Here is a 14655-nt window from a genome sequence, read left to right on the forward strand (position 1 = left end):
TGCGGACAAACGGTTTTCAAGACCGCCTCGTTATGACCACTTCGATATCTCTCCAAGCGTGTTCCGCTCACTCAGCGGCAGAAATTATTGTAACAAAAGGAAGCTTTCCTGTCAACATATTTTTTACAATTTTCTTACAAATTTTACGCCAAACATTTACGTGAAACAGACAGCCGTCCAAAGGCGGTGCCTGCCACAGTTTTTCAAAGCGCTTCCGCTTGGGACTCTTCAAACAGCATTTCTCCGTAAATACCGCCAAGATCCCTTAATCCCTCCGCTATGAGACTTGCATATTTTACCGCCCCTTCATACCGCAGATGGGTATTGTCTGTGGATTCCTCCATGTGCTCTTCGTAGCTTCCCGCCGGGAAGAACATATACCATTTCCGGCTGCCTTCCTCCCCCGCCTTTTCCAATGCCCTTCTGCTTGCACTGTACAAGTCAACCAAAGGCACCTGGCAGTTCCGGGCCGTGCGCTTCATCCCCTCTACGTAATCCCCGTGGGCTCCCGGTCCAAGATGTCCTTCGTCCACAAAGCACCTGCGCTCCACCGGTGTGATCAGCACCGGAAAGGCTCCCTTTTTTCTGGCAGTATTTATGTAAATCTCCAGATTTTCCATAAAGGAGGAAAAGGGATCGGTATAGCGGGAAGGGTCCTCCGACTTTTCATCGTTATGTCCAAACTGAATAAACAAAAAGTCCCCCTCGCCCAGACGCTGTTCTATGGCCGCAAGCCTTCCCTCGTCCAAAAAGCTTTTTGTACTCCTGCCATTTTTAGCATGGTTTTCCACCTGATATCCTTCCCGCAAAAACAAAGAAAACACCTGGCCAATGCCGGTCTGTGGATAGGTGGCATAATTGTTTGTCTGTACCGTAGAATCTCCGGCCCAAAAAATTGTGTTCATTTCCGCTCCTATTTCCTTATATATTCCTATATTATATACGCTTTTATATAAGACAGACAAGGCAAGGAAAACCGGAATTTTCCTTGCCCTTTTTGCCATAACAGCTCTCTTTACGCCATCCGGCCTTATTCCTTTACCGCTCCGATATTCACTCCCTTTACAAAATATTTCTGCAGGAAGGGATACAACAGCATGAAAGGAAGAATCGCCGCAACGATACCTGCATAATACAGCGTATTCTGCGATACATTATAGGATGTGGTGGGCGTATCGCCATCCATGATCATGTTTCTCAGTTTATACTGGAAGTTTGTCTGGCTAGGTTCGGTAATGTAAATCTGCACAGTACTGTAGTCATTCCATACGGTAACTGCAAACATCAGACCGATGGAAGCCAGGGCAGCCTTGGACAGCGGCAGCACAATCTTGAAGAAAATTCCCATGGGAGAACAGCCGTCGATCTTTGCTGCCTCATACAAGCTTCCCGGAATGCCTTCAAAGAAGTTTCTCATCAGCACCAGATTGTATACATTGATTCCGTGCTTTACCACAAGCACCCACATGCTGTTCACCAGACCCAGCTGTCTCATAACCAGATACTCCGGAATCATTCCACCTGAGAAAATCATGGTGAAAAGCAGAACATATGCGAAGAAATTACGTCCCGGCATATCAAACTGAATCAGCACATAGCCTCCCAGAGTGGAAAGCACCAGACCAAGCAAGGTTCCCAGCACTGTGGTTACCACAGAGTTGATGAAAGGTCTGTACAGAGCCTGTGTTTCAATGATGGTACGGTATCCATCCAGGGTAAAATCATGAGGCCACAGACGGAACTGGTATACGCCCACTGCGTTGAAGGAGTCCACAACCACCTTCCAGATAGGCACCAGCACAGCCAGTCCCACGATAATAAATACAATATAGTTGATGACATCAAACAGATGTATCCTGTTTTTCGGCTTGCGATAAGCGGTCTTTGCTTTTGCCATGTCAACACCTCCTATACGATTCCGCGGCCACGGGTCTTCTTGCTCGCCCAGTTACATACCAGTACCAGGAAGCATCCCACCACGGACTTGAACAAACCTACCGCCGTTGAGTATCCGTAGTTTGGCAGCGCGATGGCGAAGGTCTGACGATATATGTAGGTGGAGATAACGTCGGATACGCTGTATACCGCGTTGTTGTAAAGCACGAATACTGACTCAAACATGTTCATAACCTTTGCCAGGTTTAAGATCAACACTGTGATGATAGTGTTGGAGAGAGCAGGCAGCGTAACGTAGCGCATCTTCTGAAGACGTGTTGCGCCGTCGATGTCCGCAGCCTCATACAGCTCTGGGTTAATGCCGGAAAGAGTCGCCAGGAATATGATGGTTCCCCAGCCAGTTTCCTTCCAGATATTAATAATGTAGAAAATCGGCCGCCACCATGCTGGCTCAGCCAGGAAATAAATACTTTGTGCATCTTCCGCCAGAATGCCCCAGTCTCTCAAAATACCATTTACAAGACCAGTGCTGGAGGGAGACAAGAACAAGCTGAAAATGGATGCAACCACTGCCCAGGACATAAAGTGGGGCAGGTATATGATGGTCTGCAAAGTTTTCTTTGCAAAGAGATTTCCCATTTCGTTCAAAAACACCGATACAATTACAGCCGTAAAGGTTGTAATGATCAGCTTCATGATACTCAGTTCCAGCGTATTTTTAAACGCCGTCCAAAATGCGTCCGTGGAAAACATCCTCGTAAAATGGTCAAAGCCCACAAACGCAGGTTCTCCCACAGGTTTGTAATCATAAAACGCGTACCGGATTCCAAGCATCGGCCAGTAGTATATGATGATGACAAAAATCAATACCGGCAGGAACATCACGTAATAACCGATGTTATTCTTGATGCGCAGGCCTAAAGGCTTATGGCGTACTTCCACACCCGTAGACGTCGTAACAGTTTTCTTCTTCCTGCTCATACCATCCTCTTCCTTTCATTTCTTCCTCATACAATATTGCCCACAAAATGAAATTTTTTCAAAAAATCCTTTTCTCAAAAACTGTCCTGTCCCAAAGGAAGTTGCATCCCATCGGAACAGGACAGTCTAAATGCAGTTAGCTTAATAGCCCTTTGATTTATTCAGCTGCGTTCAGCTCTGCAAGGCACTGATCGATGATAGAGCCAACCGTGTTAACATAGGTTTCCATAGCAGCTTCCACATCGCCGCCCTCTACAACTACAGAGGTGATTGCTGCCAGCTTTGCGTCATAGATGGTACCGGACTCATTGGTGTAGGTCTCAGATGCAGGAGACAAAGGAGCGTCTACACAGTTCTCGGTAAAGAACTTGTTGCCTTCGCTTGCCAGCTCGGACTGATCTGCAAATCCATTGTCAAGAGAACATACAACCAGAGCGGGATCCAGATGATTCTTCTTCCATACGGTGTTAGGATCGTTAGGAGACTGCTTTAAGTGGAATTCACCGTCAGCGTACTCATATACCTGCTCGTTCTCGGTTCCAGGGTTGGTGGTAAAGGTCTCAGCCTTGGTAGACCAGTGAACATCCTCTGCACCATAGGTCCACAGAGTCTGTACAGTGCCGCCGTCCATCATGGTCTCAATGAACGCGTCAAAGATCGCCTGCTCTCTGGAGTCGTCGCCGTCGCCGTCATCAATGATACACCATACAGGCGCCTCTCTGTTCAGGTAAGCGCCAACCTCTTCAATGGGTGCAAGCTGTACCAGCTCAGAATCCAAGCCATTCTTAATCAGGTTGTCGGTCAGGGTCTGATACCAGGAACCTGCCCAGTAGGTGAACACGCCTGAAGAACCGGTCTGATCATTGGAGAACCATTTCTCACGTGCGATCTTGGTAGAAGCGGTCAGGGTCTCAGGATCGATTGCGCCGTCCACATAAGCCTGACGCAGTCTTAACAGAGCAGCCTTGGTCTCCTCAGTCTGGAAGCCGTCATACCATACGCCGTTCTCATCCTGAAGGATTGCGGGATATGCATCCTGCCAGAACTCAGGCAGATAGTTGATCCAGGGAGCCTCATTTCCCATAAAGCCTGCTGCTACCACACCATAGGTGTCTCCAGTCACGCCGTTTCCATCAGGATCGCCGTTGTGGAATGCAAGCAGCATATTGTAATAATCGTCATAGGTCTTGATGGTGGAAGCATCAATGCCCACTGCATCCAGCCATGCCTGTTTTACATAAGTAACACAGCCGTTTCCATAAGTAGGAGCGAAGCCATACAGATGACCTTCGGAATCCTTCAGGTTCTCATTGATAGCAGGCAGAATCATATGAGACTGGAAGTCAGCATTTTCATACGCATCAGCCATATCCCAAAGAAGGCCGGTAGGCGCATACTGCTTGAACATATCAGCGCTCATGATGATTACGTCAGGATAATCGCCGCCTGCAAACAGACGTCCTACTGCGTCAACATAACCGGAGTGGTCTAACTGCTGGATCTGCAGATCGATGGGATGACCGATGGCTTCGCCTACAGCCTCCTCCCACTGAGCCTCAAATTCAGCCTGGCCAGCGTCAACAGTTGCTGTCAGGGTACCGTTTACTACCATTTTAAGAGTAGTCAGCTCATAACCAGAACCCTCAGCAGACTCTGTGCCTGCAGCCTCGGTACCGGCTGCGGAGCTTTCACTGGATGAGCTTTCACCGGAAGTGGTAGAAGCTTCTTCTCCGCCACATGCAGCCAGGGAAACAACCATAGCTGATGCCAGAAGTACAGATAATACTTTTCTCTTCATTTCTTTCCTCCCTATAAAATGATTTGGAATCTTCGTCACGAAAACGCCTCCCAGAAATTTTCTCCAAAAGGGTGTTCCCTTGACTGACTTCACTCTATCATTCCAGCCTCTAAAAAACAAGTTACAATTTTTGCTGTAAGATGCAAATTTTGTTTGCCGTATCCCTCAAAGCCGCATTTTTACTGGATTTTTTGTAAGGGCTTTCAGGTTGTTTTTTTTGTACAAAACTGTTACAATAAGTATAAAATATTATTCAAATTTTTTTTAGATGAAATATCCGGGAGATTACATCCATGATTTTACATAAAGAAAATACCAAAACAAATACAGATTCCACAAATGAAAGCAATTCTCTTATGCTGAAAATGGTAACCTCTTACAGTATTTTTCTGCTGATTATTCTGATTTTGTTCTTTGGTTTGTACCATTCTACGTTTAATAACACTCGTATTTTATATAATCTGCAGAATAAATCCACCCTTGTGAGCAATGTGGAGCTTTTTGAGAATGATCTGGACATTATGGAGGTATACTGCCGTCAGCTTCTGCAAAGCGATGATTTCCGCAAGGTCATGAATTATCAGAATACCTACCACCCTTTTACCGATATGGGAAATGAGGTTCGTATCAGTCTGGCCACAAATGTGTTTGCGGAATCTCTGCTTCCCATCACGGAAAACTTTATTTATCTGCCTCTTACCGATTACATACTGAATCCCTCCTATTTCATTACTGAGGACCGCTTTTACCAATGGATCAAAAAGTATCCTGTGGGCGAAGAGGCGCTGTGGATGGAATACCTGACCAATGAAGATTACTTTTACCGGTTTCTTCCCATGGACGCCTTTACCCCTAACTACAGCCGGAGTTATTTTATGTATGTAATTGATCTGGGTGATTTGTTTTATCTGGATGCCAACGGCGTAGTATGCTTTATTCTGGAAAGCAGTGAACTGGCCGCTATGTTTGACTGCCTCCAGTTTGATAATGCCGGCTTTCTCACCGTACTGGACCAGGAGGGCCGGGAGCTTCTGCAGCTGGGAAACGGCGCAGTACTCTCCAGCGGGGACATTGCATCCCTGGATTTTTCTGAGGGCTTCGCATCCCGCCAGCCTGGCATGGAAGGCATCACCATAGGTACCTACACCTCTGGCAAAACCGGTTATATTTATTATTACGGCTTTCCATCTTTTGACGCCACCTCCAATACCTGGCCACAGCGTATTTTATTTTTCCTGATCTTTGCTCTGGCCCTTGTAATGGGGGGACTGCTGGTATTTTTCTTTTCCCGCAGAAATGTCCGTCCTATCATCGAGCTGGGCCAGGAGCTGCACGAAGCGGTGGAAGCACAGAACCAGCTTCAGGAGGTGGTGGACAGACAGCGCCCCATTATCTGTACCTCCTATGTGCGCCGTCTTATGTCCGGCTCCATTACCTCTGCGGAGGAGGTTTCTTATATTACTGATTATCTGGGTCTGAAAGAGGATTCCTTCTATTATAATGTGCTTCATGTTGTTGTGTACAACAACTTCGGAGACTCCTCCGATACCCTTCCAGAAGGTCTTGACACCTCTCAGCAGCTGCAGGAGATTATTGTGGAGGCCTTGAAAAAATATCTGGGAACGCCCTTATACTATTTCAGCCCCACTGACAGAACCTACTCTGTACTGCTTCACTGCAGCGCTTCCGAGGAAAAGGATTTTCCCATAAAGGTCAGCAGTGTCGTGCTCAACCTTCACAATTATCTGCTGGACACCTACGATATATGGCTTTTTGCAGGTATGGGGCGAAACACGGATTCTTTGATGAATGTTTGGGAGTCTTATCAGCAGGCGGTGGAGTCCGTAAGCTATACCACCAAAAACTATATTTTCTTTCCCTACGAATTTATCAAGAAGAACTCCAACGCCTATTACTATCCGCCGGAGATTTCCACAAAGCTCATCCACTTTATTACGGCTGGCAATACCTCTCAGGTGCTTGAGCTGCTTAACCTGATCCATCAGGAAAATATTGAGGAGCGTTCTCTGCCCATGAACCTGTTAAAATATCTTCTTTCCGATATCCGCAACACACTGCTGAAGGCACGTTTTGCACTTCCTGCAGGAGTTGACCCGGAAGCAGTGCGGCTATTGGACGAGCGTTTTAATGAACGGCTTTCCTTCAAGCTGTGCGAAGATCTGGCGCTGACTCTCTGCCGCCTCTTTTCCAATGAGTCGGAGGACACTAACCTGGCCTCCACCATAGAAAAATATATTGCCAAAAATTATAAGGACCCTTCCCTGGGCTTAAACAAAATTGCAGATGAATTTCAGATTTCTGAAAGCTACTTTTCTCATATGTTTAAGGAGAAAACCGGCGTAAATTTTTCCACATACCTGGAAAATATTCGTATGACAGAGGCAGCCAGACTGATCAGGGAAACAAATATCAGCCTGAATGAGCTGTACATCGCTGTGGGATATAACAATGTAAACACCTTTAGACGGGCGTTTAAAAAGGTTTTTGGCGTAACTCCAAGCAGTATGCGGGATAGCACAAAATAGTGCCGCACAAAATAAATACAGCGGATGTCCACAAAAGTGGACGTCCGCTGCTTTTTTTAATCTTTATTTTATTCCCGGAGTTTCCCGCTGCTTTCTGTTTTTTCCCTCTGTCCTTCAAGCAGCGCCTCTGCAATTTTCATATCCTCAGGAGTGGTTACCTTAATATTCTCATAGCCTGCCTCCACCAGCTTCACCTTCCGGTCTGTAAACAGCTCTGCCACGCTGGCATCGTCTGTAACAAAGATTCCCTCTTTCTCAAGGCGGTCTTTGTTTTTCTCTAATTGTCTGTAAGCATTTACAATCAGCTGTGTGTCAAATACCTGGGGCGTCTGAATGGTCCAGACAAGCCTTCTTGCTGGCGTGTCCCTGGCAAATCCCTCCTCATCTGAAATCTTCACCGTGTCCTTGGAGGGCATGGCCGCCACACAGGCATGATACTTTTTTACAGCCTTATAGGTATCCTGCAGAATTTTCTCTGTGAGAAATGGGCGGGCCCCATCATGAATAAACAAATAGCCGTCCCTGTTTGGAATGGGCATGGCACCCTCTGCCACCACGCGAAGCGCACAGGCCACAGACAAATATCTCTCCGCTCCGCCCGGAACAATGGATACAACCTTGTGAAAGCCGTATTTCTCCACAATTTCCTTCCTCATATAGTCCAGATCAGAGGCAGATGCCGTAAGGATACAGTCGTCTATCACTGCAGACTGCTCCACCGCCCTAAGCGCATACCAAATCAGCGGTTTTCCTCCAAGAAGCATATATTGCTTGGCAACGCCGCTGTGCATCCGGCTTCCGCTGCCGGCTGCCAGCACAATGGCCGTACAATGTTTTTTCTTTTCCCCCATGTCAGCGTTCTCCCAGCTTCAGATTTGGCACGGCATTCAAGTCATAGCCGCTTTTTACGCCCTTAATAAACTCATAATACCCCGCCGTTCCAATCATAGCGGCATTGTCCGTACAAAAAACAGGAGAGGGATAATAAAAACGCACTCCCTCCCGGGCGCAGCGTTCTGCCAAAGCCTCCCTGAGAGAAGAATTAGAAGCAACGCCACCGGCAATGGCAAATTTTTCATACCCAAATTCCTTTACGGCATGAAGAGAATGCTCCACCAGCACATCAATCACTGCCTTTTGAAAGGATGCGGCCACATCCGCCGCACACACAGTCTCCCCCTTCATCTTACAGCCGTTTAGGTAGTTAAGCACCGCCGACTTTAAGCCGCTGAAGCTGAAATCATATTCACTTTCCTGCACCTTAGCCCTTGGAAAGGAAATAGCCTCAGGATTTCCCTCTCTGGAAAGCTTATCAATCTTAGGACCTCCCGGATACCCAAGTCCTATCGCCCTGGCCACCTTGTCAAAGGCTTCTCCCGCCGCATCATCTCTGGTTCTTCCAATGATTTCATAGACACCGTAATCCTTCACTGCCACCAGATGAGAATGACCGCCCGACACTACCAGACAGATAAAGGGCGGTTCCAAATCCTTGTTTTCAATATAATTGGCGCAGATATGTCCCTCTATATGATGCACACCCACCAAGGGAATCCCTGTGGCAAAGCTGATGGCCTTGGCTTCAGAAACTCCCACCAGCAGCGCTCCCACAAGCCCCGGTCCATAGGTCACCGCAATGGCGTCCATCTGCTCCAGAGGCACTCCCGCCTCCAAAAGAGCCGTCTCAATCACCTGATTGATCTTCTCTATGTGTTTTCTGGACGCAATTTCGGGAACCACGCCTCCGTACAGCGTATGCAGCGCGATCTGTGAAGAAATCACATTGGAAAGCACCTCCCGGCCGTTTTTTACCACGGCAGCCGCCGTTTCATCACAGGAGCTTTCAATTGCCAATATCATAATATCTTCCATATGAATGCCGACTTCTCTCCCTAAAATAATCTCCGTCTCATTGGCTGTTCTGGGGATTTACATTTTCCGCCAGCTCCCAGCCATAAATCTTCCACTGCCGGTTCTCGTCCCGGCGCAGAAGATAAACCTCCCTCACCGGAGTGCTTACCCCGTTTAACATCACGGTATAGCCACAGTGAATCCGCGCAAAATCATAGCCATCCTCCTCAAAATAATCAACGTTGGTGCTGGATGCCACGGAAGCGCTGGTGATCCGCATATCTGCTTCCTTCCCGTCCTCAATCTCCTGCTTTAAGCGCACCAGGTACGCTTCCGGTTCATTATTGGCCAGCAGCTCTTCATCATAAAGCTGTCTGGCCTTATTGCCCAGGTCCTCAATCTCCTGCTCCGTGCACTCTTCATTGTAAAAACAGGTTATGATCTCATTATAAAATCTGATTACTTCCTTGGGCGTAGGCGGATAGTCGTTTTCCAGATCACGGCTCAGCACCAGCTGAACCTCTGACAAAACGGCCTCCTTCCTGTTCTCTCTGGACCTGCCTGTCAGATATGCGTAATATCCCACCACAGCCACCAGAACGCACACAAAAATCAGGGTTATGGTGGTGGTTGATTTTTTCATTCCACATCACTCCGTTCTTCCTCTTCAAAATTCAATTCCACGGTTCTGCCATCCCTTGCGGCCACCGCTTTCGGGAAAATCTTTCTCACCCGGGGCATGAATTCCTCCGGATGCAGCAGGGAAGGGCTGTAATGAGTAAGCCACAGCTGTGATACCTTTGCCCGCTTTGCCAGATGGGCGGCCTCGTACATGGTCATATGTTTGTATTCCTTCGCCTTTGCAAGCTTGTCCGGCTCCCCGTACATTCCCTCGCAGATAAAAAGGTCAGAGCCTGCAGCGTTTTCCACTATACCGTCCGTAGGGCGGGTGTCCGTGCAGTAGGTAACCTTAAGCCCCTTTCTCGGCTCTCCCAAAACCATATCCGGGGTAAAACGCTTTCCCTCCCACTCCACAGTCTCACCCTTTTGCAAAAGGCTCCAGAATTTCATGGGAATGCCGCCCTCTTCCGCCTTGCAGCGTTGAAATTTCCCAGCTCTCTCAATCACAATGCTATATCCATAGCATAACACATTATGGTTCACCTTGAAAGCCTCAATGCGAAAACCGTCAAAGAAAAAGCTCTGCTCCGGCTCCGTAATCTCCACACACTCAATTTCAAAGGGAAGCTCCGGCGCTATCACGCGCAGAGCCGCCACCACTCTGCCAAGGCCCTTTGGTCCCAGCAAAAGAAGCGGAGCCTTTCGCTCCGCATTCCCCATAGTCAAAAGCATCCCCGGAAGTCCGCTGATATGATCTGCATGGTAATGGGTAAAGCATATGATATCTATGGGCTTGGGACTCCAGCCCTTCTCCTTCATGGCAATCTGCGTTCCCTCTCCGCAGTCAATCAAAATGCTTTTCCCATTATACCTCATCATGAGAGAAGTAAGCCACCGATAGGGCAGCGGCATCATTCCTCCTGTTCCCAGCAAACAAACATCCAGCATACTTTTTTACCATCTTTCTTCTTATTTACAAAAGCTCTCTCTCCTGACTGATCTGCACAGGAATGCGGAAATGTCTGATCATTTCATCATAGCACTCCTCGCACAGGTCAAAGCTATGCCTGAGCCCGTCCTTTTCGCTGAAATATCCAAAAACATAGTCTACGTTTAAGCATCCTTCCTTCAGATATCCGTTTTCCAGCTTCAATTCCTTTCCGCATCGGTTGCAGATCACCTGCACCAGCTGATCCCCCTGCTCTTTTTCGTATCTGCGCATTTGTTCCTCCCTTTTGGCTGCCCTGCAGCTTCTTTTGCTTTTCTGCTGTCTACCAGCCCATTATAACGGAAAAACTCCTCTTTCACCGTGGTAATTCCTGCCACGGTTTTACTGGTCATGCGCCTTTTGGCTGCTTTTCCATCAGCGGCGTCTCCACATAATCAAAGCGTCCTCCACAGGCTTTTCATAAAAGCCGGGCCGGATGCCCTCCGATACAAATCCCAGCTTTTCGTAAATGTGGATGGCAGGCCCATTGCCGGCCCTGACTTCCAGCGTAATGTCCCCGATTCCCCGCTCCCTGGCCAAAAGCAAAAGCTCCTGAAGCATCCTCTGGGCAATTCCTCTTCCACGAAAAGCCTTTGCAACCACCACCTTGTCGATGCTTCCCTCTCCACACAAATCTGTCATCACGCAGCAGCCTGCCACTTTTCCATCCGCCTCGGCCACCAGACTGAGGCAGTAGGCTTTCTCTATAAGCTCTGCAAAGCTCTCTGCCGACCAGGGCATGCTGAAGGCTTCCGCCTCAATGATGCTTAAGGGCTGCACGTCCTCCATCTTAAGCCTTCTGATTACAAGCTTCATGCCAATCCGCCCTTTTCTTCCCTCTCACGCTCCGCCTGGCTCTTGCGCAGGTATTCCGGCCTGTGCTCCTTTGCGGAAACAATTTTTCCCTCCCGAAAATAAACAGCGCCCAAAGCCGCAACGGCTGCCGCCCGCTGCCTGTTGCAGGAGGCCGGGGCAAACACAAAGGGGACTTTTACCTGTTCCTCTATTTTTTCTCTGTAAACCGGCACACCGTCCCCTAGAAAAATCACCTTCCTTCCCAGGGTGTTGATTTCATTCAAAATATCCGAGATATCCGCCGCCCGCTGTCCGGACACGGTATGCAGCAAAAGCTCCGTCTGTGAAAGCTCTGCCTTGGCGGGCACAAACTCATAGAGTCCTGTGTAAACCTGGTTTCTTCTTGCGTCCATCAAAGGACAGATTAAACGCCCCGTTCCCCAAAGCGTATAGGCAAGCCCCTCCAGGGTCGGCACCTCCACCAGGGGCTTATGCAAGGCAAGTCCCAGCCCTTTTGCTGTAGCCGCACCAATGCGAAGGCCTGTAAAGGAACCCGGTCCCGATGCAACAGCTATGGCGTCAAGGCTCTGCAGATCCAGCTCTATCCTGTTTTTCAGTTCCTCCAGCATGGGAAGCAGCATCTGCGAGTGGGTCTTTTTGTAATTGGTGGTATACTCCGCCAAAAGCACGTCATCCTCCACAACTGCAGCGCTGGCCACAAGTCCCGAGCTGTCCAGTCCCAAAATTTTCATGTCAGTCTCCATTCATAAGCGTTTTACTCCGCCGTTTCCTCTACCGTGATTTTCCGGTAATCAAAGCCCTTTTCCAAATCCTTTTCCAGGGTGATTTTTATTGTATCCTTTGGCAGAAGCTCTCCAATCAGCTCCGCCCACTCGATCAGGCAGACGCCTTCCCCGTAGAAGCAGTCTTCATAACCAATCTCTTCCATCTCCTCCACATCTGCGATGCGGTATACGTCAAAATGGTAAAAGGGTATCCTTCCCTCTTTATATACCTGAAGTATGGTAAAGGTAGGACTGTTCACCGGCTCGTCAATTCCAAGCCCTCTGGCAAAGCCCTGGGCCAGCACAGTTTTTCCCGTCCCTAAGTCTCCTGTCAGCGTATAGACCTGGCCGGGACAGCATTTTCTTCCAAGCTTTTCCCCCAGAGCAAAGGTCTCCTGAGAGCTGTTTGTCTCAAATATCATTTCTCTTTTTGCTTCCTCTTCGGCTTATTCTTTATTTTCCGCTCATCTGTCCCTCAGGTTCTTATTTTCACCTTGTCCGGAGACATATGCGTGGCGATCATTTCAATCACTGCCGCCTTCTTGTCCCCCAGCTGGGCTCTGGGAAAAATAGTAGCGTTGATTCTTGAGGTGTACAAAATAATACTTCTTCCAGTGGAAACAGCCTTTACCATATCCTCCCAGGACTGCCTTGCAGACACCTCTCCCTGGGAAATACAAATCCCATCCTCATCCAGCACATAGTGCAGCGGCTTGCGGAAGGCTGGATTCTGAAGGGCCTGCCGCCTGCTTTTGAGAAAAAGGGTACAGGGCAGATAAGCCAAAAGCACCGCTCCTCCCACCAAAAAAATCCACTGTCCGTTCATCAGAGAAAAAACCACCAGCACTGCGCCAAAGGCGCTTCCCAGGATTCCTCCAGCGCTGTTGTAGGAGTGCATCAGCATATAATCATACAGATCCGCCGCCTCTATTTTGATATCCAATTCCACCATGCGCGTTTCCTTCCGTTATTTTCCTTCGTTATTATATTGAATTGCCCTATAAAATGCAAGACCCAATGTACTAATCAACACTCTTTAAGGACTCCGTCATGCTGACATGGTCCAGCTTTCTTCTCATAAAACGATTGATCAGCCACGCAAAAAGCATGGTCAGCACTGCGCTGTAAAGGTAGCTCACGGGCAGCACCTGCACATCAAAGGCCACCATATCGATCTGTACCTGGCTCATAACAAAGCGGTGCAGCAGCATTCCCAGAGGAAGTCCCACCAGCGTACCCATCAATGCAAGTACGGTATTTTCCCGAAACACATAGGACGCCGTCTCGTTTTTGTAAAAGCCCAGCACCTTAATTGTGGCAATTTCCCGAATCCGCTCCGTGATATTGATATTGGTCAGATTGTACAGCACAATGAAGGCAAGCCCTCCCGCGCAGATAATAATCACCACCACGATCATATTCAGGCTTTCCATCATGCTGCCGAACCGCTCCATCGTGTCCTCATTCACCGTCACATTGGAAACACCCTCCAGCTGCATCAGGGAGGCGGATGCCCGATGTACGTCCGCATTTTCCGACACATTCACCCAGATGGTCTTATACTGGGCTTCCTCTCCCATCTGTTCCTCGTAATCCGCCTTGTTCATGTAAACATAATTATAGATAAAGTTGCGGGAAAGGCCGGAGACCTTCAGAGTAATGGTTCTGCCGTCCTCATCCTGCAGCGTCACTGTATCCCCCAGAGAAATTCCAAGCTGGTCCGCTGCCTTCTGTGTGACCACAGCCTCACCCTTCCCCGGATATGGGAGAGGCTCCCTTCTTTGGGTGTGGAGATTCAAGTAGGAGGCAATATTCTCCTGCCCTTCACTTTCCTGGGCCACCACCAGATTTACCGACTTTTCGCCCTGTTTTGTAACCAGGTCCATACTGCTTTCCATCAGCGTATAATACCCGGAAAGCTCCTCTCCCAGCGCCTCTGTGAGAGCTTCCTCCATCTGATCCGTAACCGTCTCAGAAAGAGTCACGCCGATATCATAAATCTGTATTTCCTCAAACTGCTGGGTTGCTATATTGGCCACAGAATCCTTTATGCCAAAGCCCGTCACCAAAAGGGCGGTACAGCCGCTGATGCCTGCCACCATCATGAGCAGACGCTTCTTATACCGGAAAATATTGCGCACAGACACCTTTCTTAAAAAGCCCAGCCTGCGCCAGATAAAAGGAATATACTCCAAAAATACTCTCTTTCCCGCCTTGGGAGCCTTGGGACGCATCAGCTCTGCCGCCACCTGGGAAAGCTCATACCGGCAGGTGAGCCAGGTGGCCCCCATGGTACACAGAATGGAAGCCGTCAGGGAAATCACTGCCAGCACAGGGTCAAACACAACGATCAGACTGTCCATCCGATACATCATGCCATAGGCCGTCCAGATC

At 48.5% G+C, this 14655-nt stretch carries 15 protein-coding genes; 1 reads left to right on the plus strand and 14 read right to left on the minus strand.

The window, feature by feature from the left end; translation table 11 throughout:
• Positions 1-203: 203 nt before the first annotated feature.
• The 4 genes from AC1WIP_RS03315 to AC1WIP_RS03330 form a co-directional block, all read right to left on the minus strand.
• The gene (locus AC1WIP_RS03315; protein ID WP_481140472.1) at positions 204-905 is read right to left on the minus strand and encodes a rhamnogalacturonan acetylesterase; all 702 of its coding nucleotides are present in this window, start codon (positions 903-905) and stop codon (positions 204-206) included.
• A gap of 125 nt (positions 906-1030) precedes the next feature.
• The gene (locus AC1WIP_RS03320) at positions 1031-1897 is read right to left on the minus strand and encodes a carbohydrate ABC transporter permease (RefSeq protein WP_481140473.1); all 867 of its coding nucleotides are present in this window, start codon (positions 1895-1897) and stop codon (positions 1031-1033) included.
• Positions 1898-1908: 11 nt separating this feature from the next.
• Positions 1909-2877 carry an ABC transporter permease gene (locus AC1WIP_RS03325; RefSeq protein WP_481140474.1) on the minus strand — a complete coding sequence of 323 codons (969 nt, stop codon included), beginning with the start codon at positions 2875-2877 and terminating at the stop codon, positions 1909-1911.
• A gap of 157 nt (positions 2878-3034) precedes the next feature.
• A complete protein-coding gene (locus AC1WIP_RS03330; RefSeq protein ID WP_481140475.1) occupies positions 3035-4675 on the minus strand; it encodes a type 2 periplasmic-binding domain-containing protein in 1641 nt (546 codons plus the stop codon).
• Between the two features lie 293 nt (positions 4676-4968).
• On the opposite strand from AC1WIP_RS03330, the gene AC1WIP_RS03335 reads away from it, so the two are divergent.
• Entirely contained in the window at positions 4969-7221 is a 2253-nt protein-coding gene (locus AC1WIP_RS03335) for a helix-turn-helix domain-containing protein (RefSeq protein ID WP_481140476.1), read from the plus strand.
• 68 nt (positions 7222-7289) lie between these two features.
• On the opposite strand, the gene ispD is transcribed toward AC1WIP_RS03335, so the two are convergent.
• From ispD to AC1WIP_RS03385, 10 genes are all read right to left on the minus strand, one after another.
• Entirely contained in the window at positions 7290-8072 is a 783-nt protein-coding gene (gene ispD, locus AC1WIP_RS03340) for a 2-C-methyl-D-erythritol 4-phosphate cytidylyltransferase (RefSeq protein ID WP_481140477.1), read from the minus strand.
• Between the two features lies 1 nt (position 8073).
• Entirely contained in the window at positions 8074-9093 is a 1020-nt protein-coding gene (tsaD, locus tag AC1WIP_RS03345; RefSeq protein WP_481140478.1) for a tRNA (adenosine(37)-N6)-threonylcarbamoyltransferase complex transferase subunit TsaD, read from the minus strand.
• Positions 9094-9130: 37 nt separating this feature from the next.
• A complete protein-coding gene (locus AC1WIP_RS03350; protein WP_481140479.1) occupies positions 9131-9715 on the minus strand; it encodes a DUF6715 family protein in 585 nt (194 codons plus the stop codon).
• Positions 9712-10641: a ribonuclease Z gene (locus AC1WIP_RS03355; protein ID WP_481140480.1), complete on the minus strand. Its 930-nt coding sequence runs from the start codon at positions 10639-10641 to the stop codon at positions 9712-9714. The genes AC1WIP_RS03350 and AC1WIP_RS03355 overlap by 4 nt, the downstream gene beginning before the upstream one ends.
• Positions 10642-10666: 25 nt before the next feature.
• The gene (locus tag AC1WIP_RS03360) at positions 10667-10915 is read right to left on the minus strand and encodes a hypothetical protein (RefSeq protein ID WP_481140481.1); all 249 of its coding nucleotides are present in this window, start codon (positions 10913-10915) and stop codon (positions 10667-10669) included.
• Between the two features lie 141 nt (positions 10916-11056).
• Positions 11057-11497 (minus strand): ribosomal protein S18-alanine N-acetyltransferase, encoded by a 441-nt coding sequence (gene rimI / locus AC1WIP_RS03365; protein ID WP_481140482.1) that lies wholly within the window; start codon positions 11495-11497, stop codon positions 11057-11059.
• Positions 11494-12228 (minus strand): tRNA (adenosine(37)-N6)-threonylcarbamoyltransferase complex dimerization subunit type 1 TsaB, encoded by a 735-nt coding sequence (tsaB, locus tag AC1WIP_RS03370; protein WP_318709163.1) that lies wholly within the window; start codon positions 12226-12228, stop codon positions 11494-11496. Before tsaB ends, rimI begins: the two co-directional genes overlap by 4 nt.
• A 23-nt stretch (positions 12229-12251) precedes the next feature.
• A complete protein-coding gene (tsaE, locus tag AC1WIP_RS03375) occupies positions 12252-12683 on the minus strand; it encodes a tRNA (adenosine(37)-N6)-threonylcarbamoyltransferase complex ATPase subunit type 1 TsaE (RefSeq protein WP_481140483.1) in 432 nt (143 codons plus the stop codon).
• A 53-nt stretch (positions 12684-12736) separates the two neighbouring features.
• Complete coding sequence (locus AC1WIP_RS03380; RefSeq protein WP_481140484.1) at positions 12737-13213, minus strand: YcxB family protein; 477 nt, start codon at positions 13211-13213, stop codon at positions 12737-12739.
• 70 nt (positions 13214-13283) lie between these two features.
• On the minus strand, positions 13284-14655 hold a 1372-nt coding region (locus AC1WIP_RS03385), incomplete at its 5' end, for an ABC transporter permease (protein ID WP_481140485.1).

It is taken from the genome of Acetatifactor sp., assembly GCF_982438285.1.